The organism is Kocuria oceani, assembly GCF_029524215.1.
Classification (GTDB): Bacteria; Actinomycetota; Actinomycetes; order Actinomycetales; family Micrococcaceae; genus Kocuria; species Kocuria oceani.
In genome coordinates this window covers 84,232-105,989 of sequence record NZ_JARAMH010000006.1, presented here as the reverse complement: position 1 = coordinate 105,989, position 21,758 = coordinate 84,232, and the positions used below count along the sequence as shown (strand labels likewise).

Genomic DNA, 21,758 nt, shown 5'->3' with positions numbered 1-21,758 from the left:
CCCGGGGGAGAACCATGTCGAGGGCCTTCGTGGGACCCGATTGGAGCGGCTCTTCGAGGCGGTCTGTGATCGCCTCCGCCTTGACGGTCATGCAGACCGCCTCGCCGTCGACGCGGACGGGATGCGCCTGAGCTACGCAGAGCTCGACGCACGGGCGAACCGGGTGGCTCGCCACCTCCTCGAGATCGGGGCAGCGCCCGGCGATCGGATCGCGCTGCTCTTCGACCACGCCGTCCCCGCCTACACGGCCATGCTCGCGGTGCTGAAGATCCATGCGGCCTACGTGCCCCTAGACCCGGCATTCCCATCGGACCGGATCGCCTACATCATCGAGGACGCCGAGGTCTCACGGGTGCTGACGCTGTCAAGCCTGCAAACCGTCCTGTCCGATGTCACCGCACCTCTCCTGTGCCTCGATCGCGAACAGGAGCGAATCGACCACTGCGACTCCTCCAGGGTCGATCTCGAGCCGAGCGCAGGAGATCGGGAAGACCTCGCCTACATCATCTACACCTCCGGCTCCACCGGCCGCCCCAAGGGGGTTGCCATCGAACACGCCAGCATCTGCAACTTCGTCAGTGTGGCCGCCGAGGTCTACGGCATCCGGTCGCACCACCGCGTCTACCAGGGCATGACCATCGCCTTCGATTTCTCCGTAGAGGAGATCTGGGTTCCGTGGATGGCTGGGGCGACACTCGTCCCTAAGCCTCGTGGCACAGCACTGCTCGGCCCCGAGCTGGCCGACTTCCTGGCCGAGAAGCGGGTGTCGGCGATGTGCTGCGTCCCGACTCTGCTCTCGACCATCGAGGACGACCTTCCCGAACTGGACTTCCTCCTGGTCTCCGGCGAGGCCTGCCCGCGGGACCTGATCGTCCGCTGGCACCGGCCCGGCCGTCGCTTCCTCAACGTCTACGGCCCCACGGAGGCGACGGTCACGGCCACCATGGCGATCGCTGACCCTGACCGGCCGGTAACCCTGGGCGAACCTCTGCCGACCTACTCCGCTGTCATCCTGGATCCGGAGGGAGCGAGGGTGCTTCCCCGGGGCGAACTCGGGGAGATCGGTCTTGCGGGCGTCGGTCTCGCGCGAGGGTACGTCAACAGGGACGATCTCACGGACAAAGCCTTCATCCCCGACTTCCTCGACATCCCGGACAACCCTTCGGGCCGGATCTACCGGACGGGGGACCTGGGCAGAATCAACGAGGACGGAGACATCGAGTACCACGGTCGCATCGACACCCAGGTGAAGGTGCGGGGCTACCGCATCGAGCTGAGCGAGATCGAGTCCGTCCTCCTGCGAGTTCCCGGGGTCGCCCAGGCCGTGGTCAACACCTACGAGCCGGAACCCGGGTTCGTGGAACTCGTCGGGTACTACACGGTCCGGCACGACACCGAGGTACCCGACGACCAGGACATCCGTCGGCATCTGCGTGAACGACTCCCCGGATACATGGTTCCGGCGTACCTCGAACGGCTCGACCGCATTCCCATGCTGCCCAGTGACAAGGCGGACCGGAAGAGCCTCCCGGCGCCGCGCGGGCACCGCACGACGGTCTGTGACGGCGCCTACGTTGCTCCTTCGTCCCGCACGGAGGAGGTCCTGGCGGCAGCCCTTGCGTCCGTCCTCCGCCTCGAGAAGGTGTCGGCGACCGCGAACTTCTTCTCCGATCTCGGCGCCAATTCGATGCTGCTGGCGCAGTTCACCGGTCGTCTGCGCAAGGACGCCCGTGTCCCGGTGCCGGCGATGCGCGACCTCTACACCGCGCCGACGATCTCTGCGCTCGCCGGTGCGCTCGACAGCGCTGCCGTGCAGGTATCGGAGCAGAGCCGGCCGATCAGGACGGATCGTCCGGAGCCCCTCGGCGCCGGGCACCACGTTCTGTGCGGCACTCTGCAGGCGGTGGTCTATCTCGTGGCCACCTTCGTAGCCAGCCTCGTGCTCCTGGAGGGTTATCTCTTCACCAGCAGCGGACAGGATCTCCCGGAAGTACTCTGGCGCGCCTTCGTCTTCGGCACCCTGACCCTCGTCGGGTGGTGCGTGTTCCCGATCGCGGCCAAGTGGTTGCTCGTCGGGCGCTGGACTGTCCGGGAGATACCGGTGTGGAGCCTCGACTACTTCAGGTTCTGGCTGGTCAAGAACATCATTCGCGCGACTCCCATGCAGATGTTCATCGGCACCCCTGTCTATCCCCTCTACCTGAGGGCGCTGGGAGCCAAGATCGGCCGACGCACGGCGATCTTCTCCCGCTACGTGCCGGTGTGCACCGACCTGCTGACGATCGGTGATGATGCCGTGGTGCGGAAGGACGCGCTGATCAGCTGCTACCGGGCGCACGACGGCATGATCCAGACCGGCACCGTCCGCCTCGGGCGTGATGCCCTGGTCGGGGAAGGGTCGGTCCTGGAGATCCACACAGCCCTGGGTGACGGTGCCCAGCTGGGGCACGCCTCTTCTTTGCACGTCCTCCAAGTGGTGCCTTCCGGGCAGCGGTGGCACGGGTCGCCTGCTCAGGTCACCGACTCGGACTTCCGGACTGTCGCGCCGACGGACTGCGGTATGCGCCGTCGTGTCGTCTACAGCATCCTCACCATTCTCTATCGGCTGGTATTGACGCCCGGTCTCGGCCTCGCCGTGCTGGCGCTCCTGATCCCCTTCTACCTCCGGCTCGGGCACCTCGACCACACAGAGCCGTGGTTCTACGCCCAACTTCTCGGCTTCGCGCTGCTCCTGCTAGTGCTCGGGCTCCTGCTCGCCGCCATCGCTCTGGCGGTCATCCCACGGGTCCTGAACCTGTGCCTCACGCCGGGGCTCATCTATCCCCTGTACGGCTGGCGCTACGCGGTGCAGCGAGCGATAGATCGGATGACCAACGTGCAGTTCTTCATGCGGCTGACGGGGGACAGCTCACTGGTCGTCCACTACGTGCGCCTGCTGGGATACAAGCAGCCCGGCCTCGTGCAGACAGGCTCCAACTTCGGGCTGGCCACGAAACAGGACAACCCGTACCTGGTCACCACCGGGAGCGGGACGATGGTCGCCGATGGACTGGCGATCATGAACGCGGACTTCTCCGGCAGCTCGTTCACCGTCTCGCCCGTGACCATCGGCGCCCGGAGTTTCTTGGGCAACAACATCTACTACCCGTCCACCGCCACGACCGGCGACAACTGCCTCTTCGCCACCAAGGTGATGGTGCCCGTGGACGGCGCTCGCCGCGAGGGTGTCGGACTACTGGGATCCCCGGCCTTCGAGATCCCCCGCACGGTTCGCCGGGATGTCGAGTTCAAGGCGCAGGCGAGCGGGTCCGAGCTACGGGCGCGGCTTCGGGCCAAGAACCGCCACAACGCTGTGACGATCCTTCTCTTCCTCCTGCGGACGTGGATCTATGCCGCGGCAGGATTGCTGTTCGCCTCCTATGCGGTCGCCTTTCACAGCGTCTACGACGTCTTCGCGGTCACCGCGGCGTTCCTGGGGATGCAGGTGTTCAGTGTCGCCTACTTCCTGCTGGCCGAGCGTGCCTCGCTCGGCTTCCGTCGACTTCAGCCGGTATTCTGCTCGATCTACGACGTGCCCTTCTGGCGCACGGAGCGTTTCTGGAAGCTCAGCTCCAGGGCCTATCTGGAGGCGTTCAACGGCACGCCGTTCAAGCCGATCATCTGGCGTCTGCTGGGCGTTCGGATGGGCCGGCGCGTTCTGGACGACGGCTGCTACATCCCCGAACGGACGCTTGTCAGCGTCGGAGACGACTGCACGCTGAACGTCCTTTCGATCGTGCAGTGCCACTCCATGGAGGACGGGGCCTTCAAGGTCGAACCGACAACGGTCGGCGCGCGGTGCACCCTCGGAGCAAACTCCTTCGTCCACTACGGCGCCACGGTTGCGGACGGCGCGCTGGTCGAGGCCGATTCGTTCGTCATGAAGGGCACGGAGATCCCGCCGTCCACGACGTTCGGCGGCAACCCGGCCCGTGAACTGCCGCATGCCTCCCCGCCGCCTCCCGCAGGAAGCGGCCGCCATACCGCCGTGGTCGGAACCAAGGGGCGTGGAGGCCGGCCTCCTCGGGCGGGAAACGGGCCACACGCGTCGGCCGGAGGCCGTCACGAGGCGCCGGCGCCCCTTCCGTGAGCACACAGGTGGTGGCGAGCGCTGGACCACAGGTGCACCCTCCCCGTCCCAGGTCAATGCCATGTCGGCTCCTCACCGCGGGATTTGATGCTGCGGGTGCAGGAGCCCGGCCCTCGTGCGCGTCCGGGACGAAGCGGAGCAGACGTGCCCCTCAGCCGCCGATGTACTCGCCGGTGACGGCGTTGACGGTGCCGGCCTCGATGCCCTCGCACTGGGAGACCCCGGCGTCGGTGACGGGGGTGTAGTTCAGGCAGAAGGCGTCGTAGTACGGCATCCCGGACTGCCAGGCGGCGTAGGCCTCGTCGTAGGTGAAGTCCTGGTCCGGGATCGCCCCGGGGCCGGGGTTGGCGCCCGGTGCGGTGGCGCAGGTCGCCGGATCGGCACTGTTGCTGGCGAGGTACTGGCCGAGGGAGTCCACGACGTCGACCTGCTGGCGGTCGATGCCCATCTCCGTGCGGTAGCTCTCGCAGAGGTCCACGGCGACCCCGGGGTCGTAGAGGTTCGTGCTCAGCCGGTGCACCGTGGGCCCCCCGCCGACCCCGCCCAGGATGTCGATGCCGGTGAGCGCCCCGGCGAACCGGGCGCCGGCGTCCGTGCCCGTGAACGCCGCCAGCGGATCCGTCGCCGCCGGGTCCGCTGGGGGGTTGTCGGCGGGCCCGACCTGGGTCGGTTCCGGCTCGGGGGCCGGGGCGGTCGCCTCCTCCGAGGGCTCCGACGCCTCAGGGGCCTCGGAGGCCGTGGCGGATGCGGACGGCGACGCGGCCGGGGCGCTGGAGGAGGACGACCCGTCCCCCGGTTCCCCGGCGTCGTCGGAGCAGGCGGTCAGGGCGAGGCCGGTGGCGAGGACCAGGGCGGCGAGGGGGGTCTTCTTGCGCACGGAGTACTCCTGCAGGGGCGGGGGGCGAGGCACGTACTGCACACTGTAGGGCGCGCCGGCCCGGCAGCGGCGGAGGACGCCCCGCCTCCGTGTCAGCCGTCGAGGCGGATCCGGACCCCGTCGACCGGCTCGGGCAGCCCGTGGACGGCCGTGTGGTTGAGCACGGTGTTCCACACGGCGATCCGGACCTCCGTCTCCGTCAGGTCGGCCGGACGGCCGGAGACCACCACGGACCACTCCCGGCCCTCGGAGAGCACGTCCGCGCTGGAGACGGCGATGCCCCGGGCGGACAGGGAGCGCAGGACGTCGTCGCGCACCGGGGTCGCGGCGGTACGGGCGGTGCGGGTGATGACGGTCATGGCGGGGTTCCTTCCGGGAGAGCACGACACTGCGCACTTCCCATTCAGCCGCATGGAATGGCTTCTGTGATGCCCGCTCTTTGCGGGACAGCGCGGGTCTGCGGCTGTGGGCCCCTCGGCGGACGGGCGCGCTGCGGAGAGGTCTCCGCGCTGTTCGGCGCCGCCGGGCCGGGGAACCGGTCGGGCCCCTCGACCGGGCCCGGGGCCTGGAGGCCTGCCGACCCCGTGCGCGCCCGCCGGCGGGCGGCCCGATGGTAGCTTGGGGCTCAGTCCACGTACTTTTTCTCATCATCAACGGAGGCGGGCATGAGTCATTCGGTAGGCCCCAGCACGGGCGGCACCTCGGGAGCGGGGGCGGAGCGCACCGACCCCGGGACGGCGTCGATCCTGGATGTCGTCAAGGTCTTCGGCCGCCTGCTGCCCAAGCAGCTCAAGGACGAGGCGCAGCTCGCGAAGATCGAGCTCACGGAGAAGGCCAAGACGCTCGGGAAGGGCGCGGCCTTCGTCGTCGTCGGCCTGGTCTTCCTGCTGCTGGCCACCATCGCGCTCGTCGGCGCCGCCATCGCCGGCCTGGCGCAGGTGATGCCGGCGTGGCTGGCGGCACTGCTGCTGGGCGTGCTGTTCCTGATCATCCTGGTGATCGCGGCGCTCATCGGAGTGGCCACGATCAAGAAGGCCCTGCCGCTCGTCCCGCGCAAGGCCGTCTTCGGGCTCAAGTACGACCTCGGGGTGGTCAAGGAGGGCTCCGCCTACACCGAGGGCCGCGTCCAGCGCGAGGAGCAGCTGGCCCGCGAGCGCAAGGAGCAGGAGCAGCGCGAGGCGGCCCAGGACCCGGCCCGCCAGAAGCCCCCGGCGCCGACCGAGGAGCAGCTGCGGCACCGGCTCAAGCTGCGCCGCGAGCACCTCAAGACGCTGCGTGACGACGTCCAGGGCCGCGCCGAGACCATCCAGTCCACGACCAAGGGCTTCGTGGACCGCACCAGCCGCACGGTCCGGACCACGCCCAAGGACGTCAAGAGCCTCCTGGCCCAGGGCGGCGGGACCCGGTCCGGCTCGCGTCAGTCCGGCCTGGGGGAGCGCTGGCAGCCGCTCACCGTCCTGGCCGTGGCGAGCAGCGCGTTCCTCGTCTTCCTGCGCAGACTGTTCCGGTGACCACGGCGTCCACGGACCCCCCGTGGGCGCGCACACCGGCCGAAGGCCCGGAAGCCACCGGCTTCCGGGCCTTCGCCGTGCGTTCACCCGGCGGCCACGCGTCACACGGACGGCCCCGGGAGGGTCTCGCTAGAATTCCGGGCGTGAGCACAGGTCGGTGGATGTGGTGAGCCAGTGGTTGGCCGTGGCCCTCGCGCTGCTCTCCGCCGTGTGCCTGGCCGTCGGTACGCAGAAGCAGGGCAGCGCCGTGGCGGACCGCACGCACGAGCGGCTGACCCCGCGAGCGCTGATGGCGCTGCTGGGCAACCACCGCTGGCTCCTGGGGCTGGGTCTGCTCGGGCTCGGCACGGCGCTCAACGTGGCGGCCCTGGGCCTCGCCACCGTGACGGTGGTCCAGCCCATCGGTGTCGTCGCCCTGGTGATCACCACTCTGCTGCACGCCCGCCACCGGCGGCTGCGGATCAACCGGAGGACCTGGGCGGCCATCGGGCTGTGCACCGCCGGGGGCGCGGTCTTCGTGACCTGTGCGGTCGCGGCGACGGATCCGGCCCACGGGATCTCGGCATGGGCGGAGCACACCGCGGTCGTCATGCTCGTGGTCCTCATCTGCGTCCTGGGCGTCGCCGCGGCGCTGTTCCGCCACGGCCTCGGCGGGACGTTCTACGTGGTGGCCGCCGGGATCCTCTACGGGTTCGTGGCCGTGCTGGTCCGGCTGACCATCACCCGGATCCAGGGCAGCGCCGGGACCCCGCTGGACGACGTCAACTGGCTCGCGATCGGTGCCGCCGTGGTGGCCGCGGCCCTGGGCGGGTGGTTCGTGCAGACCGCCTTCGCCGCCGGGCCCCCGGACCTGGTGATCGCCGGTCTCACGGTCATCGACCCGATGGTGGGCGTCCTTCTGGGGCTGCTGGTGCTCGGTGAGGCCGGCCCCGGCTTCTCCGTGCTGACCGGCGTACTCATGGCACTGGCGGGAGGCGTTGCTATAGTCGGGGTCGCCGTGCTCTCCCAGTGCCACCCGGAGGTGCTCGCGCGCCGTGCCGAGCTCGCGGACCGGGACCGGCGCGCACCGAGCCGGCCGGGGCCGTGACCCGCAGGACCTGACCGACCAGCCGACCATCGACCGGGAAGCCACGCTTGAGCGCCGAGACCAGGACCACCGACCGCCCCCTGACCGTGCTGCTGGGCGCCGAGACGTACCCGCCGGACGTCAACGGGGCCGCGCAGTTCGGGCACCGGCTCGCCCGGGGTCTGCACGATCAGGGGCACCGGGTGCACGTGGTCTGCGCCCGGACCGGCCGCGGGCCGTCCGCACGCGCCGAGGACGACGGCGTCGTGGAGCACCGGCTGCGCTCCCACCGGGCCTTCACCCACCCGTACTTCCGGCTCTGCTTCCCGTGGCAGGTGGCGGGGGAGATCCGCCGGGTGTTCGACGAGGTGGCCCCCGACGTCGTGCACGTCCAGTGCCACTACATCCTGGGCCGGCTGCTCGTGCGCGAGGCCCGGCGCCGGGGCATCCGGACGGTGGGCACCAACCACTTCGTGCCGGAGAACCTGGAACCCTTCCTGCCGTTCCCACAGTGGGTCCTCGACCTCTACCGCAGGGTCTCCTGGCGGGACATGGTGCGCGTCCTCGGCCGGTGCGACGTGGTGACCGCCCCCACGCCGCTGGCCGTGCAGACCATGGTCCGCAACGGCTTCCCGGACACCGTGCTCGCCGTGTCCAACGGGATCCGGATCTCCGACTACGAGCCCCACGCCGGGGAGCGGGCGCACCGCGGTGCGCACCCGACCGTCCTGTTCACCGGCCGTCTCGCGGTGGAGAAGAACGTGGACGTGCTCATCGAGGCCATGTCCCTGCTCCCGGCCGAGCTCGGCGCCCACCTGGAGCTCGCCGGGGACGGGGAGCAGCGCGCCGGGCTCGAGAAGCTCGCACTGGCCCTGGGGGTCGGCGACCGGGTGCACTTCCTGGGCTACGTCCCCGACGAGGAGCTGCGCGCCGCCTATCTGCGCGCCGACGTCTTCTGCCAGCCGGGCACGGCCGAACTGCAGTCGCTGGTGACCCTGGAGGCGATGTCGGCGTCCCGCCCGGTCGTCCTGGCCGACGCCCGGGCCCTGCCGCACCTGGCCGAGGACGGGGTCAACGGCTGGCTGTTCCGTCCCGGGGACGCCCGCGACCTGTCCTGCAAGCTGGGCCTCGTGCTCGGGGCGACCACCGAGGAGCGGGCCCGGATGGGGCGGGAGAGCCGGCGCAAGGTAGCCCAGCACAGCTTCCCGCGCACCCTGGAGACGTTCGTGCGGATCTACCGCGGGGAGCAGCCCGATCCCGGGCACGACCGCGGCGGGCGGCCGCGCCGGCTGCGGGCCAGGCTGGGCGCCCTGGTGCGGTAACGTGGTCTGCGCCGCCGGCCCGCCCGGCGCGGGGCCGTAGCTCAGCTGGTCAGAGCAGAGGACTCATAATCCTTCGGTCGTGGGTTCAAGCCCCACCGGCCCTACCCCTGCACCCCTGTCACCGTGTCCGTCCGGTGGGAGGGGTGCTCCCCTGTCTCCGGGCGGGTGCGCGCCGCGGCCGGATGTGGTGCACTGGTGCTGCGAGGCACGCACCACCGACCGAGGAGATGTTCCGATGACCCGCCGCAGGCTGTGGAGACCCCTGTCCCTCGCGGCGCTCGCGCTCGCCGCGCTGACCGGCTGCGACCTCGGCGCCGAGGAGATCCAGCAGGACGTCGAGCAGGGCGCGGAGGAGGTCCAGCAGGACCTCGAGCAGGGCGCCGAGGACGTCCAGCAGGGCGCCGAGGAGGGGATCGCGGAGGTCGAGCAGGGCCTCGAGGACGTCCAGGACGCGGGCGGCGAGGACGAGGGCGGCCAGGACGGCTGAGCCGCCGCGTGCGGCCGCTCGGGGACGGGCAGCAGGACCGAGGGCTCCAGGGCACCGACGAACTGCAGCGGATTGAGGTAGTCCCGGCCCCGGCGCACGCCCCAGTGCAGGCAGGCGGCCACCCCGCAGTGGTCGCGCCCGCGCAGCACGCCCAGCACCTGCCCGCGGCGGACCCGGTCCCCGCGCACGAGGGCCGACTCGACGGGCTCGAAGCTCGAGCGCAGGCCGCCGCCGTGGTCGATTGTGAGCACCGGGCGGTCCACCACGAACCCCACGAAGCTCACGGTGCCGTCGGCGGGGGAGCGCACGGCCGCGCCAGGGGCCGCGGCCAGGTCCACGCCGCGGTGCCCCCGGCCCCAGCGCTGCGCCGGGGCGGCCCAGTCGCCCACCACCGCCGGCCGGGGCACCAGCGGCCAGGCCCAGCCGCGTTCCCCGGAGGCCGGCAGCGGTGTCCCCGCCAGCAGCGCGACGAGGGCCAGGACCACGGCGATCGGCAGGCGAGGCCGGCGGGTCGTGCGGAACCGGGGCGAAACGGGGCTCATGCCCCCACCCTGGCGGCGACGGAGCCGCGCGCGGGGCCCGCCCCGCCGCCTTGTGGACGGCCCCGGGTGAAAGCCCGTGCGCGGCCGGGGGTGTGCAGGGGCAACGGGGCCCGTGTAGTACAGTTGACCCCGCAGTGTGCTCTCTGCGCGCCTCGCGGCGCGCCCTCGTGACCACTCCGGACCCGGCTCCGCGCCGGTTCCGACGGCGCGGTGGTGAGCAGCTGACTTCGCGCGCAGCGCCGCCGGGATCTCCTGTCCCGGCCCGGCCGCCCCGGTCCGCGTTCCCCGTCCCGGCGGGGTGCGGTACGGCGGCCCGGCAGCGGAGCCTCCTCGGTTCCGCTCACCGCTGCGCCAGGGGCTCGTCCGCCGGACGCAGCCGATAACCGTACCCGCGGGCCGGGCGTCGTCGCACGCCCTCCCGCACGAGAACAAGGAGACGACATGTCCGTCGTTACCATGCGCCAGCTCCTCGACAGCGGCGTGCACTTCGGCCACCAGACCCGCCGCTGGAACCCGAAGATGAAGCGCTTCATCTTCACCGAGCGCAACGGCATCTACATCATCGACCTCCAGCAGTCGCTGTCCTTCATCGACCGCGCCTACGAGGCCGTCAAGACCACCGTGGCCCACGGCGGCACCATCCTGTTCGTCGGCACGAAGAAGCAGGCGCAGGAGGCCATCGCCGAGCAGGCCACCCGCGTGGGGATGCCCTACGTGAACCACCGCTGGCTGGGCGGCATGCTCACCAACTTCACCACAGTCTCCAAGCGCATCGAGCGCATGAAGGAGCTCGAGGAGATCGACTTCGACGACGTCGCCGGCTCGCAGTACACCAAGAAGGAGCTGCTGCTCCTGCGCCGCGAGAAGGAGAAGCTGGAGCGCACCCTCGGCGGCATCCGCAACCTGACCAAGGCCCCGTCCCTGGTCTGGATCGTGGACACCAAGAAGGAGCACCTGGCCGTGGACGAGGCCCAGAAGCTGGGCATCCCGGTCGTCGCGATCCTCGACACCAACTGCGACCCCGACGAGGTCGCCTTCCCGATCCCGGGCAACGACGACGCGATCCGCTCCGTCAACCTGCTGACCCGCGTGATCGCCGACGCCGTGGCCGAGGGCCTCATGGAGCGCCACAACAAGAAGTCCGGCGGCGCGGACCAGGCCGCGGAGCCGATGGCCGAGTGGGAGCGCGAGCTGCTCGAGCAGCACGCCGCCGAGCAGGCCTCCGCCCCCGAGGCCACGGAGGCGCCGGCCGAGACCGCCGTCGAGACCGAGGCCGTCGCCCCCGCCGAGACCGAGACCGCCGCCGAGTAGTCTCCGTTCATCGTCCGTTTTCCCCGGTGGGGCACCATCTCCACCGGACGCCGGCCGGGGCGCCAGCGCGCCCCGGCCGGCACCACCGACTACGTGAGGAGTTCACATGGCGAACTACACCGCCGCTGAGATCAAGGCCCTGCGGGAGCGCACCGGCGCCGGCATGCTCGACGTCAAGAAGGCCCTCGACGAGGCCGACGGCGACCTGCAGAAGGCCCAGGAGATCATCCGCGTCAAGGGCCTGAAGGGCGTCACCAAGCGCGAGGGCCGCGCCACGGCCGAGGGCCTCGTGGCCGCGCGCGTCGAGGGCAACGTGGGCTACCTGGTCGAGGTCAACTCCGAGACCGACTTCGTGGCCAAGTCCGCCCCGTTCGTCGAGTTCGGCAACAAGGTCCTCGAGGCCGCCGTCGCCGCCGACGCGAACTCCCTCGAGGAGCTCATGGAGGCCCAGGCCGACGGCAAGGCCGTCTCCGAGCTGGTCACCGAGACCGGTGCGCTGCTCGGCGAGAAGGTCGTCGTCCGCCGCCTCGCCCGCGTCGAGGGCGAGAACGTGGCCGTGTACCTGCACAAGACCTCCAAGGACCTCCCGGCCCAGGTCGGCGTGCTGCTGGCCGCCTCCGGCGCCCAGGCGGACAAGGTCGCCCACGACGTGGCCGTGCACATCGCCGCGATGTCCCCGACCTTCCTCTCCGAGGAGGACGTGCCCGCCGCGACCGTCGAGTCGGAGAAGCGCGTGGCCGAGGAGACCGCCCGCGCCGAGGGCAAGCCGGAGAAGATCCTCCCGAACATCATCAACGGCCGCCTGAAGGGCTACTACAAGGACGTCGTCCTGCTCGACCAGGACTTCGCCAAGGACTCCAAGAAGACCGTCGGCAAGGTGCTCGAGGAGGCCGGTGCGACCGCCACGGCCTTCGCCCGCTTCCGCGTCGGCGCCTGACCGGGCCCGTCCGGGCGCCACGGCGTCCCGCCGGAGGGAGGCGACCCTGCACCGCAGGGTCGCCTCCCTTCGTCATACTCGTTCCCACCTGCGGCGATGCCCCGGTGACCGCCGGTGCCGGCGGAGGGCGAGCCGGGTGTTCTGTATGCTGAGGGAGGCCCGGGCCCGCTCCACCCCACCCTCGCGGGACCGTGCCCGTCCAGCAGCACCGTCGTCGCCGGGAGGAACCATGCCCACCACTTCAGCGTCCGAGATCCAGGACGAGGCCCTCCGCCTGAGCCGTGGCCCGCGGGTCACCCCCACGCGGCGCCGGGTCCTGCTGAAGCTCTCGGGCGAGGTCTTCGGCGGCGGCTCCATCGGCGTGGACACCCGCGTGATCCGCGACATCGCCGAGCAGATCGCGGCGACGGTCGGCCGGGTGGAGACCGCCATCGTCGTCGGCGGCGGCAACTTCTTCCGCGGCGCGGAGCTCTCCCAGGCCGGCATGGACCGCTCCCGGGCCGACTACATGGGGATGCTCGGCACCGTCATGAACTGCCTGGCCCTGCAGGACTTCCTCGAGCAGTGCGGGGTCGACACGCGGGTGCAGTCCGCGATCAAGATGGAGCAGGTCGCCGAGGCGTACATCCCGCGGCGCGCCATCCGCCACATGGAGAAGGACCGCGTCGTGATCTTCGGCGCCGGGGCCGGGCTGCCCTACTTCTCCACCGACACCGTCGCCGCCCAGCGCGCCCTCGAGGTGCACGCGGACGAGGTGCTGATGGCCAAGAACGGGGTCGACGGCGTCTACACGGCCGACCCGCGCACGAACCCGGACGCCCAGCGGCTGTCCGCGCTGACCTACGACGAGGCCCTGGCCCGCGACATCCGCGTGATGGACCAGACAGCCTTCAGCCTGTGCCGCGACAACGACGTGACGATGCGCGTGTTCGGCATGCAGGGGGAGGGCAACGTCACCCGCGCGCTCCTCGGGGAGCAGATCGGCACCCTGGTCACCGCCTGATCCGGCCCCCGGCGGCCCGGCGCTAGACTGGGGCCAGCATGCCCGGGACGGGCGCCTGCGGCGCCGTCCCCGGCGGAACCGACCCCGCGCGGAGGACTCCGTGCGACCCGACGAAGGAGCTCCTACGTGATCTCAGACATCCTGTCCGAAGCGAAGACCAAGATGGGCAAGGCCGTGGACGGCGCCAAGGAGGACTTCGCCGGCATCCGCACGGGCCGGGCCAACCCCTCCCTCTTCTCCAGCGTCCTCGTCGAGTACTACGGCACGCCCACCCCCCTGCAGCAGCTCGCCTCCTTCCAGAACCCCGAGGCCCGCACCCTGCTCATCACCCCCTACGACCGCTCGGCCCTGACCGACATCGAGAAGGCGCTGCGCAACTCGGACATCGGCGCCAACCCGGCCAACGACGGCAACGTCATCCGGGTGGTCATGCCGGAGCTGACCCAGGAGCGCCGCAAGGAGTACGTGAAGATCGTCGGGCACAAGGCCGAGGAGGCCCGGGTGTCGGTGCGCAACATCCGCCGGCACGCCAAGGACCAGATCGAGAAGACCGTCAAGGACGGCGACATCGGCGAGGACGAGGGCAAGCGCGCCGAGAAGGACCTCGACGCCGTGACCAAGAAGCACATCGAGCAGATCGACGAGATGCTCAAGAACAAGGAAGCGGAGCTGTTGCAGGTCTGATGCCGGACCCGCGACGCCCGCACCAGGAGCTGAAGGCTTCCCCGGGACCCGCCGGGGAGGCCTTCCCCTCTCGTGCCCCCGGCACCCGGGACGCGGCGGCGGCGCCGGGCCGCCGGGAGCGGCGGCACACCGCTCCCTCCCGTGCCGGACGGAACCTGCCGGCCGCCGTGGGCGTCGCCGTGGTGCTCATCGGGACCCTGCTCGTGGGCCTGTTCGTCCAGCCCGTCGTGCTCGCCCTGCTCGCCGGCGCGGCCGCCGGGATCGGGGTCTGGGAGGTCGGGCGGTCGCTGCGCTACCGCGGCATCTCCATCCCGCGCGTCCCGGCGGTCACCGCCGGGGTGCTCATGCCCCTCGCCGCGTTCGCCGGCGGGGGAGAGGCCCTCATGATGGCCGTGGTCGTGGGCCTGACCCTGGTGATCGTGTGGCGGGCGCTGGGCGACCGGAACGGGATGATCCTGTCCATCATGGGCTCGGTCTTCGCCCTCGTCTGGGTCGGGTTCCTGCTCAGCATCGCCCTGCTGCTCTACCACACGGACGCCGGGGCCCTGAAGGTGCTCACCGTCATCCTGCTGGCCGTCGGCTCGGACACGTGCGGCTACGCCGTGGGGGTGGTCTGGGGCCGCCACCCCATGGCCCCGAGGATCAGCCCGAAGAAGTCCTGGGAGGGCTTCGCCGGCTCACTGGGCGGCTCCGTGCTGATCGGCATCCTGTGCGCCGTGCTGCTGCTCGACCACGCCTGGTGGCAGGGCGCCGTCCTGGCCGTGGCCCTCGTGCTGGCCGCCACCCTCGGCGACTTCTCCGAGTCCATGGTCAAGCGCGAGCTGGGGATCAAGGACATGGGCACGCTGCTGCCCGGTCACGGGGGCGTGATGGACCGGATCGACTCCATCCTCTTCGCCGTCCCCGCCGGATACCTGCTCTTCGCGCTGTTCGCCACGGGCGCCTGACCGGGCCGCCCAGGACCACCCGCCCATGGCCGCCGAGCACTCCGCAGCCCGATTCCCGGTGCCCCGCATCCCGCGCTGCCCCGAGGGCGCCCAGGGCTACGACGTCGCCGAGGTGGACGCCTTCCTCACCCGTGTGCGGGAGGCCCTGGAGGGGCCCGGTCCCTCCCCGCTGGAGGGGCGCGCCCCGCTGCTCAGCACGCACGTGCGCGCGACCGTGTTCTCCGGGGCGCGGGGCGGCTACCGGCCGGAGGCCGTCGACGAGGTCCTGGACACCGCCGAGGACGCCCTCGCCGCCGCCGAGCGCGAGCAGGTCCTGTGCCTGCGCGGGCCCGAGGCCTGGCAGCAGCACGTCGAGGCCCTGACCGTACTGCTGCGCGGGCGGATCGAGCGGCCGCGCGCCCAGCGCTTCCGGCACCCCCGGCGGTCCCGGGCGCAGGGCTACTCCGCCGCCCACGTCGACGTCCTGTGCGAGCGCCTCGGGGCCCGGCTGACGGACTCCGGCCCGCTGGACCCGGCCGAGCTGCGCGGGGCCGTCTTCCCGCCCGCGCACGGCGAGCGCAGCTACGAGGAGCAGCAGGTGGACGCCTTCCTGGACCGCGCGGTCCAGCTCCTGCTGGCGCTGCGCTGACCCGACCGCCTCCGGCGGCTGTGTATACAGCCTTGGACTCGAATCGTCCAGAATGCACTCTCCGTGTCACATTCTTGCCCCAAACTGGGAATTCCCGGTGCTTCGTCTTGCCCCTCTGCATACAACGGCCTAGTGTGGTCCGCATCACATGAGGAGGTAGCCCATGTCCACCCAGCCACCCATCGACGCCGACGACCTCGTCGCCGACGTCGACTTCCCCGCGGCCCAGCGGTCGCCCGAGTTCCAGAAGCTGCGGAAGACCCACCGCGGCTTCGTCTTCCCGCTCGCCGTCGCCTTCCTGGTCTGGTACCTGCTGTACGTGGTGCTCGCCATGTACGTCCCGCAGCTCTTCGCCATCCGGGTGGTCGGCAACGTCAACCTGGGCGTGATCCTGGGGCTGCTCCAGTTCGTCACCACCTTCGCGATCACGGGCGCCTACGTGTCCTTCGCCAACCGCAAGCTGGACCCGAAGGCCACGGCCATCCGGGAGCGCCTCGAGCCCAGCCTCGGGAGCACCCGCGGCGTCCACGGACAGGAGAACTGACCGATGCACCACCTCCCCACCGCGCTCGCGCCCATGGCGACCGCCACCACGGAAACGGTCGGCACGCCCTGGATCAACATCTCCATCTTCGGGGCCTTCGTCGTCGTCACCATGGTGATCGTGCTGCGGGCCTCCAAGTCCACGGCCACGGCGGCCGACTACTACGCCGGCGGCCGCGGGTTCAGCGGGACGCAGAACGGTCTGGCGATCGCCGGCGACTACCTCTCGGCGGCGTCCTTCCTGGGCATCGTCGGCGCGATCGCCGTCCAGGGCTACGACGGGTTCCTCTACTCCATCGGCTTCCTCGTGGCCTGGCTGGTGGCTCTGCTGCTCATCGCCGAGCTCCTGCGCAACACCGGGAAGTTCACGATGGCCGACGTCCTGTCCTTCCGGCTGCGCCAGCGCCCGGTGCGCGTGGCGGCGTCGATCTCCACCCTCGCGGTGTCCGCGTTCTACCTGCTGGCCCAGATGGCCGGCGCCGGAGCGCTGGTGTCCCTGCTGCTGGGCATCAGCTCGCGGACGGGACAGTCCCTCGTCATCGTCGTCGTGGGCGTGCTCATGATCGTCTACGTGCTCGTGGGCGGGATGAAGGGCACCACCTACGTGCAGATCATCAAGGCCGTGCTCCTCGTCTCCGGGGTGGCGGTGATGACCGTCTGGATCCTGGCGCTCTACGGCTTCAACCTCTCCTCCCTGCTGGGCGACGCGGTCGCCGTCTCCGGCAACCCCGCGATTCTCGAGCCGGGTCTGCGCTACGGGGTCAGCGAGACCAGCAAGCTGGACTTCATCTCCCTGGGGCTGGCCCTGGTCTTCGGCGCCGCCGGCCTGCCCCACGTGCTGATGCGCTTCTACACCGTGCCCACCGCCAAGGAGGCCCGCACCTCGGTGGTCTGGGCGATCGGGCTGATCGGCCTGTTCTACCTCTTCACCCTCGTCCTGGGCTTCGGCGCGGCGGCCCTCATCGGCGCCGAGCGGATCCAGGCGGCCCCGGGCGGCGTGAACTCCGCGGCCCCGCTGCTGGCCTTCGAGCTAGGCGGCTCGCTGCTCATGGGCATCATCGCCGCCGTGGCGTTCGCCACGATCCTCGCGGTCGTCGCCGGCCTGGCCATCACGGCCTCGGCCTCGTTCGCCCACGACATCTACACCAGCGTGATCAAGAAGGGGAACTCCGACCCCCGCCAGGAGCTGCGCGTCGCCAAGACCACCGTGGTGGTCATCGGCATCGTCTCCATCGCGGGCGGGATCGGGGCGCAGGGCCAGAACGTCGCGTTCCTCGTGGCGCTCGCCTTCGCCGTGGCGGCCTCGGCGAACCTGCCGACCATCCTGTACTCGCTGTACTGGCGGCGGTTCACCACCCGCGGCGCGGTCTGGTCCATGTACGGCGGCCTGATCCTCTCGGTGGTCCTGATCGTCTTCTCCCCGGTGATGTCCGGGGCCGAGACCTCCATGATCCCCACGGCCGACTTCGCCTGGTTCCCGCTGCAGAACCCGGGCATCGTGTCCATCCCGGCGTCCTTCCTCCTCGGCTTCATCGGTTCCATGACGGAGCGGCGCCTGGAGGACCCGGTCAAGCAGTCCGAGATGGAAGTGCGTTCGCTCACAGGCATCGGTGCGGAGAAGCCCGTCGCGCACTGACGGCGTCCCCGCTCCGACCTGGGAGGACTCCCGGCCCGCCCGAAGCTCCGGCTCCGGGCGGGCCGGAGCCGATCCCGTCGACACACCTGGAATTCGCGAACGGGAAAAGACAGAGGGCTGACAGTCCGGTAGGGTGAGCGCAGAAGCCGGCCCAGGGTATTCCTGGGAAACTCGCCGGTTGCTTACAATGAAGGTCCCTCCCGGGACGGATAAGGAGCAATCATGGGAATCATCAGCTGGATCGTCCTCGGTCTCATCGCGGGCGCCCTCGCCAAGCTCATCATGCCGGGCAACCAGGGTGGCGGCATCATCGTCACGATCGTGCTCGGCATCATCGGCGCCCTCCTCGGAGGCTTCCTGGGCTCGCTGATCGGCATCGGCAGCCTCGAGTCCGTGTTCGACATCGGCACGATCATCACCGCCGTCGTGGGAGCGCTCATCGTGCTCTTCATCTACGGTGCGCTCACCGGCCGCAAGGGCCGCACGCACTGATCCGCACCCTCAGCGGAACCCGAGGCCCCGGCCACCGGAAACGGTGACCGGGGCCTCGGTCCGTCCGGACCCGCCGCGGCAGGGCGCCGGTCCGGCTGGGGGATACTGGGGCCATGAGCTCCCCCTCCGCCGCGCCCCGCCCCCAAACGACCCCCGAGCCGACCTCCGAGCCGACGCCCGAGCCGACGCCCGAGCTGCGCGCGCTGGCCGCCGCCGGCCCCCGCCGGATCGTCGTGCTCGGGTCGACCGGGTCGATCGGCACCCAGGCGCTCGACGTCGTGCGCGCGGCGAACCGGCTCGACGGCGGGGCGCCGTTCCGCGTGGTGGCCCTCGCGGCCGGCCGGGGCCGTCTGCCGCTGCTGGCGGAGCAGGCCGTGGAGACCCGCGCCGCCGTGGTGGCGACGAGCGGCAGCGGTGAGGACGCCCAGGAGCTGGCCCGGCGGATCGGCGAGCGCGCCGCGGCCGCCGGCGCCGGGGACTACCGGCCCGAGATCCTGCACGGTCCCGAGGCCGCCACGGCGGCCGCGGCGCACCCCGAGGCCGACCTCGTGCTCAACGGGATCACCGGCTCGATCGGCCTCGCCCCCACCCTGGCGGCACTGCGGGCCGGGCACCGGCTGGCGCTGGCCAACAAGGAGTCGCTGATCGCCGGAGGAGCGCTGGTGAAGGAGGCGGCGGCCGCCTCGGGCCGCCCGGACGCGCTGATCCCGGTGGACTCCGAGCACTCCGCCCTGGCGCAGGCGCTGCGCGGCGGCAGCGCCGCCGAGGTGGACCGGCTCGTCCTGACGGCCTCGGGCGGGCCGTTCCGCGGCCGCACCCGGGCGGAGCTGGAGGCGGTCACCCCGCGCGAGGCGCTGCGCCACCCCACCTGGGACATGGGTGTGATGGTCACCACCAACTCGGCCTCCATGGTGAACAAGGCCCTGGAGGTGCTCGAGGCCCACCTGCTCTTCGACGTTCCCCTCGAGCGCATCGACGTGGTCGTCCACCCCCAGTCGGTGGTGCACTCCATGGTCCAGTTCGTGGACGGGTCGACGCTGGCGCAGGCCTCGCCGCCGGACATGCGCCTGCCCATCGCCCTCGGTCTCGCCTGGCCGCACCGGGTGCCCGGCGCCGCCGCCGCGTGCGACTGGACCCGCGCCACCGAGTGGACCTTCGAGCCGCTGGACCGGGACGCGTTCCCCGCCGTCGAGCTCATCAAGGCCGCGGGGGAGCGCGGGGGCACCCACCCGGCGGTGTTCAACGCCGCCAACGAGGAGGCGGTGCACGCCTTCCATGACGGGCGGATCCGGTTCCCGGCGATCGTGGACACGGTGGAGACGGTGCTGGGCGAGCACCAGGACGGCGGCGTCCTGGACCTCGGCGCCGTCCTGGAGGCCGAGCGCTGGGCCCGGCGGCGGGCGCAGGAGGTCCTCGCCCGCTGACCGGGCCGGACCCGACGCACGTGCTAGTCTGTCGGGCGGATGACGAGTCCCAGCGCGCAGCCCTGGCTTGCTGGGCGGCAACCCTCTCCCGTAGTGGGGTGCCCCAGGTGAACCATCCGGCACCGGCCATCGTGGGCCGGCGGCAAGTACGGTTCGACCGCGGACGCGCCCTCCGGCGTGCCCTCGACCGTGGCCGTCGGTCCTGGTGGGACTGGTGGAGACTCCCGACCTCCTGGACCCACGGAAAGGCACGACATGCGATCGCAGCGCCTCACCTTCCTCGCCCTGGCCACCACCCTCGGCCTCACCCTCACCGCCTGCGGCGGCTCCGACCAGGCCGGCGGACCCTATGACGACGGCGTGATCACCATCGGCACCGACGGCCGCACGCAGGTGCACGAGGCCTTCCTGGAGGAGGCCGAAAAGGCCGGTGTCGAGGTCGAGCTCGTCGAGTTCACCGACTACAACCAGCCCAACGCGGCGCTCACCAGCGGCGACCTCGACATGAACTGGTTCCAGCACGGTGCGTTCCTGGCCGACTACCGCAACAACTCCGGCGAGGACATCGTGCCCATCGGTTCCACCTCCATCTACCCGCTGGGCCTCTACTCGGAGCGCTACGACTCCCTCGACCAGATCCAGGAGGGCGACGAGATCGCGGTGCCCAACGACGCGATCAACCTCGCCCGGGCGCTGCTGCTGCTGCAGTCGGCCGGTCTCGTGGAGTTCACCTCCGACACGACGGCGCCGTCCGAGCTGGACATCGACACCGAGGCCTCCAAGGTCCGGGTCACGCCCGTCTCGGCCGAGCAGACCGTGCTCTCCCTCAGCTCGACCGCCGGCGCCGTGGTCAACAACACGTTCCTCTCCCGGGCCGACATCGACCCCAACACCGCCCTGTACTCCGACGGCGAGGACAACGAGAACGCCCTGCCCTACGTGAACTTCTTCGCGGCCACCGGCGCCAACAAGGACGACGAGACCCTGCACCAGGTGGCCGACCTCTTCCACACGGACGCCGTGCTGGCGGCGGAGCAGGCCGAGACCAAGGACACCGCCGTGTCCAAGGACGTCCCGCAGGAGGAGCTGATCGAGGTCGTCGACCGGTACGCCGAGGACCTGCAGAAGTGACGGCTCCGGCCGCACCCGACCGGGCACGCCACTCCCACGGAGACGTCATCGTCCGTTTCCAGGACGTCAGCAAGACCTTCGTCACCGGCCCGGCGAAAGCCCGTCGCGAGGTCGTCGCCGTGGACGGCGTCTCGCTGGAGATCCGTCGCGGGGAGATCTTCGGCGTGATCGGGTACTCGGGGGCCGGCAAGTCCACGCTCGTGCGGCTCATCAACGGCCTCGAGCCGGTGACCGCCGGCTCCCTGACCGTGAACGGGTTCGAGGTCGCCGGGCGCAAGGAGACCGAGCTAGCGCCCGTCCGGCAGGAGATCGGGATGATCTTCCAGCAGTTCAACCTGTTCACGTCCCGGACCGTGGCCGGCAACGTCGAGTACCCACTCAAGCGGGCCGGCTGGCCGAAGGAGAAGCGGCGGGCCCGGGTCGCCGAGCTGCTGGAGTTCGTGGGCCTGTCCGCGCGCGCCGGCAACTACCCGGAGCAGCTCTCCGGCGGGCAGAAGCAGCGCGTGGGCATCGCCCGTGCCCTGGCGACCAGCCCCAAGCTGCTCCTGGCCGACGAGTCGACCAGCGCCCTCGACCCGGAGACCACCCAGGAGGTCCTGCAGGTGCTGCAGCGGGTCAACCGGGAGCTGGGCATCACGATCGTGATCATCACCCACGAGATGGACGTGGTCCGGGCGATCGCCGACCACGTCGCCGTGATGCAGGACGGCAAGGTCGTGGAGCACGGCTCGACGGTGGACATCTTCGCCCGGCCCCGCACCGACACCGCACGCCGCTTCGTCTCCTCCGTCCTGCACTCGGTGCCGGACGAGCGCGAGGTCGAGCGGCTGCGCCGGGCGCACCGCGGGCGCCTGGTGATCGTGGACGTCGGCGACGGCGTGGACATCGGCGGTGTGCTCTCCGACGGCGCCGCCCGCGGAGTCCGCTTCACCATCGCCTACGGCGGGATCAGCGTGCTCCAGGAGCAGTCCTTCGGGTCCCTGACCTTCGAGCTGACCGGCGAGGACACGGCCGTGCAGGCCGTGGTCGACGAGCTGTCCCGCATCACGACCCTGAGAGAGGTGGCCGCGTGAACGACTGGTCCGTCC

General features: G+C 71.1%; 19 protein-coding genes, 1 tRNA gene, 1 pseudogene and 1 riboswitch. Of the genes and pseudogenes, 18 read left to right on the top strand and 3 right to left on the bottom strand.

Annotated elements, in window-relative coordinates; translation table 11 throughout:
* Positions 1-40 precede the first annotated feature (40 nt).
* On the top strand, positions 41-4,129 hold the full coding sequence (locus PU704_RS08625) for a Pls/PosA family non-ribosomal peptide synthetase (RefSeq protein WP_277551089.1): 4,089 nt from the start codon (positions 41-43) through the stop codon (positions 4,127-4,129).
* Between the two features lie 151 nt (positions 4,130-4,280).
* On the opposite strand, the gene PU704_RS08620 is transcribed toward PU704_RS08625, so the two are convergent.
* Positions 4,281-5,006 (bottom strand): hypothetical protein, encoded by a 726-nt coding sequence (locus tag PU704_RS08620; protein WP_075873065.1) that lies wholly within the window; start codon positions 5,004-5,006, stop codon positions 4,281-4,283.
* A gap of 92 nt (positions 5,007-5,098) precedes the next feature.
* Positions 5,099-5,365, bottom strand: coding sequence for a hypothetical protein (locus tag PU704_RS08615; RefSeq protein WP_277551008.1), 267 nt, complete (start codon positions 5,363-5,365; stop codon positions 5,099-5,101).
* A 306-nt stretch (positions 5,366-5,671) separates the two neighbouring features.
* Here PU704_RS08615 and PU704_RS08610 point away from each other — a divergent pair, with 306 nt between their 5' ends.
* The 5 genes from PU704_RS08610 (at position 5,672) to PU704_RS08590 (ending at position 9,392) form a co-directional block, all read left to right on the top strand.
* The gene (locus PU704_RS08610) at positions 5,672-6,517 is read left to right on the top strand and encodes a phage holin family protein (protein ID WP_277551007.1); all 846 of its coding nucleotides are present in this window, start codon (positions 5,672-5,674) and stop codon (positions 6,515-6,517) included.
* A 166-nt stretch (positions 6,518-6,683) separates the two neighbouring features.
* Positions 6,684-7,604, top strand: a complete 921-nt coding sequence (locus PU704_RS08605; protein ID WP_277551006.1) for a DMT family transporter — start codon at positions 6,684-6,686, stop codon at positions 7,602-7,604.
* Positions 7,605-7,651: 47 nt separating this feature from the next.
* On the top strand, positions 7,652-8,905 hold the full coding sequence (locus tag PU704_RS08600) for a glycosyltransferase (protein ID WP_277551005.1): 1,254 nt from the start codon (positions 7,652-7,654) through the stop codon (positions 8,903-8,905).
* 30 nt (positions 8,906-8,935) lie between these two features.
* Positions 8,936-9,009, top strand: a tRNA-Ile gene (locus tag PU704_RS08595).
* Between the two features lie 131 nt (positions 9,010-9,140).
* Positions 9,141-9,392, top strand: a complete 252-nt coding sequence (locus tag PU704_RS08590) for a hypothetical protein (protein ID WP_075873068.1) — start codon at positions 9,141-9,143, stop codon at positions 9,390-9,392.
* A gap of 128 nt (positions 9,393-9,520) precedes the next feature.
* Here the strand turns inward: PU704_RS08590 and PU704_RS08585 are convergent.
* Positions 9,521-9,934, bottom strand: a pseudogene (locus tag PU704_RS08585) (murein hydrolase activator EnvC family protein); the annotation flags it as partial.
* 441 nt (positions 9,935-10,375) lie between these two features.
* On the opposite strand from PU704_RS08585, the gene rpsB reads away from it, so the two are divergent.
* The 12 genes from rpsB to PU704_RS08525 all read left to right on the top strand — a co-directional run bounded on the left by rpsB (position 10,376) and on the right by PU704_RS08525 (position 21,743).
* Positions 10,376-11,245 carry a 30S ribosomal protein S2 gene (rpsB, locus tag PU704_RS08580; RefSeq protein WP_075873069.1) on the top strand — a complete coding sequence of 290 codons (870 nt, stop codon included), beginning with the start codon at positions 10,376-10,378 and terminating at the stop codon, positions 11,243-11,245.
* Positions 11,246-11,351: 106 nt separating this feature from the next.
* The gene (gene tsf, locus PU704_RS08575) at positions 11,352-12,182 is read left to right on the top strand and encodes a translation elongation factor Ts (protein ID WP_277551004.1); all 831 of its coding nucleotides are present in this window, start codon (positions 11,352-11,354) and stop codon (positions 12,180-12,182) included.
* Between the two features lie 229 nt (positions 12,183-12,411).
* The gene (pyrH, locus tag PU704_RS08570) at positions 12,412-13,185 is read left to right on the top strand and encodes a UMP kinase (RefSeq protein WP_238985955.1); all 774 of its coding nucleotides are present in this window, start codon (positions 12,412-12,414) and stop codon (positions 13,183-13,185) included.
* A 126-nt stretch (positions 13,186-13,311) separates the two neighbouring features.
* A complete protein-coding gene (frr, locus tag PU704_RS08565; protein ID WP_047801870.1) occupies positions 13,312-13,869 on the top strand; it encodes a ribosome recycling factor in 558 nt (185 codons plus the stop codon).
* On the top strand, positions 13,869-14,816 hold the full coding sequence (locus PU704_RS08560) for a phosphatidate cytidylyltransferase (protein WP_075873070.1): 948 nt from the start codon (positions 13,869-13,871) through the stop codon (positions 14,814-14,816). The genes frr and PU704_RS08560 overlap by 1 nt, the downstream gene beginning before the upstream one ends.
* 25 nt (positions 14,817-14,841) lie before the next feature.
* Positions 14,842-15,444, top strand: a complete 603-nt coding sequence (locus PU704_RS08555) for a hypothetical protein (RefSeq protein WP_277551003.1) — start codon at positions 14,842-14,844, stop codon at positions 15,442-15,444.
* Positions 15,445-15,607: 163 nt separating this feature from the next.
* Positions 15,608-15,988 (top strand): DUF485 domain-containing protein, encoded by a 381-nt coding sequence (locus PU704_RS08550; protein WP_277551002.1) that lies wholly within the window; start codon positions 15,608-15,610, stop codon positions 15,986-15,988.
* A 3-nt stretch (positions 15,989-15,991) separates the two neighbouring features.
* Complete coding sequence (locus tag PU704_RS08545; RefSeq protein ID WP_047801866.1) at positions 15,992-17,623, top strand: solute symporter family protein; 1,632 nt, start codon at positions 15,992-15,994, stop codon at positions 17,621-17,623.
* Positions 17,624-17,845: 222 nt separating this feature from the next.
* Positions 17,846-18,115, top strand: coding sequence for a GlsB/YeaQ/YmgE family stress response membrane protein (locus PU704_RS08540; RefSeq protein ID WP_047801865.1), 270 nt, complete (start codon positions 17,846-17,848; stop codon positions 18,113-18,115).
* A 113-nt stretch (positions 18,116-18,228) separates the two neighbouring features.
* Positions 18,229-19,539: a 1-deoxy-D-xylulose-5-phosphate reductoisomerase gene (dxr, locus tag PU704_RS08535; protein WP_277551001.1), complete on the top strand. Its 1,311-nt coding sequence runs from the start codon at positions 18,229-18,231 to the stop codon at positions 19,537-19,539.
* A gap of 38 nt (positions 19,540-19,577) precedes the next feature.
* Positions 19,578-19,694: riboswitch (SAM riboswitch) on the top strand.
* Between the two features lie 100 nt (positions 19,695-19,794).
* Positions 19,795-20,670 carry a MetQ/NlpA family ABC transporter substrate-binding protein gene (locus PU704_RS08530; protein ID WP_277551000.1) on the top strand — a complete coding sequence of 292 codons (876 nt, stop codon included), beginning with the start codon at positions 19,795-19,797 and terminating at the stop codon, positions 20,668-20,670.
* A complete protein-coding gene (locus PU704_RS08525) occupies positions 20,667-21,743 on the top strand; it encodes a methionine ABC transporter ATP-binding protein (protein WP_277550999.1) in 1,077 nt (358 codons plus the stop codon). The genes PU704_RS08530 and PU704_RS08525 overlap by 4 nt, the downstream gene beginning before the upstream one ends.
* Positions 21,744-21,758: the final 15 nt, after the last annotated feature.

Coding starts and splice junctions, on each gene's coding strand:
- PU704_RS08615 (WP_277551008.1), bottom strand. CDS start 5,365: ATGACCGTCATCACCCGCACCGCCCGTACCGCCGCGACCCCGGTGCGC.
- dxr (WP_277551001.1), top strand. CDS start 18,229: ATGAGCTCCCCCTCCGCCGCGCCCCGCCCCCAAACGACCCCCGAGCCG.
- pyrH (WP_238985955.1), top strand. CDS start 12,412: ATGCCCACCACTTCAGCGTCCGAGATCCAGGACGAGGCCCTCCGCCTG.
- PU704_RS08545 (WP_047801866.1), top strand. CDS start 15,992: ATGCACCACCTCCCCACCGCGCTCGCGCCCATGGCGACCGCCACCACG.
- tsf (WP_277551004.1), top strand. CDS start 11,352: ATGGCGAACTACACCGCCGCTGAGATCAAGGCCCTGCGGGAGCGCACC.
- PU704_RS08610 (WP_277551007.1), top strand. CDS start 5,672: ATGAGTCATTCGGTAGGCCCCAGCACGGGCGGCACCTCGGGAGCGGGG.
- PU704_RS08530 (WP_277551000.1), top strand. CDS start 19,795: ATGCGATCGCAGCGCCTCACCTTCCTCGCCCTGGCCACCACCCTCGGC.
- PU704_RS08590 (WP_075873068.1), top strand. CDS start 9,141: ATGACCCGCCGCAGGCTGTGGAGACCCCTGTCCCTCGCGGCGCTCGCG.
- PU704_RS08540 (WP_047801865.1), top strand. CDS start 17,846: ATGGGAATCATCAGCTGGATCGTCCTCGGTCTCATCGCGGGCGCCCTC.
- rpsB (WP_075873069.1), top strand. CDS start 10,376: ATGTCCGTCGTTACCATGCGCCAGCTCCTCGACAGCGGCGTGCACTTC.
- PU704_RS08555 (WP_277551003.1), top strand. CDS start 14,842: ATGGCCGCCGAGCACTCCGCAGCCCGATTCCCGGTGCCCCGCATCCCG.
- PU704_RS08550 (WP_277551002.1), top strand. CDS start 15,608: ATGTCCACCCAGCCACCCATCGACGCCGACGACCTCGTCGCCGACGTC.
- PU704_RS08560 (WP_075873070.1), top strand. CDS start 13,869: ATGCCGGACCCGCGACGCCCGCACCAGGAGCTGAAGGCTTCCCCGGGA.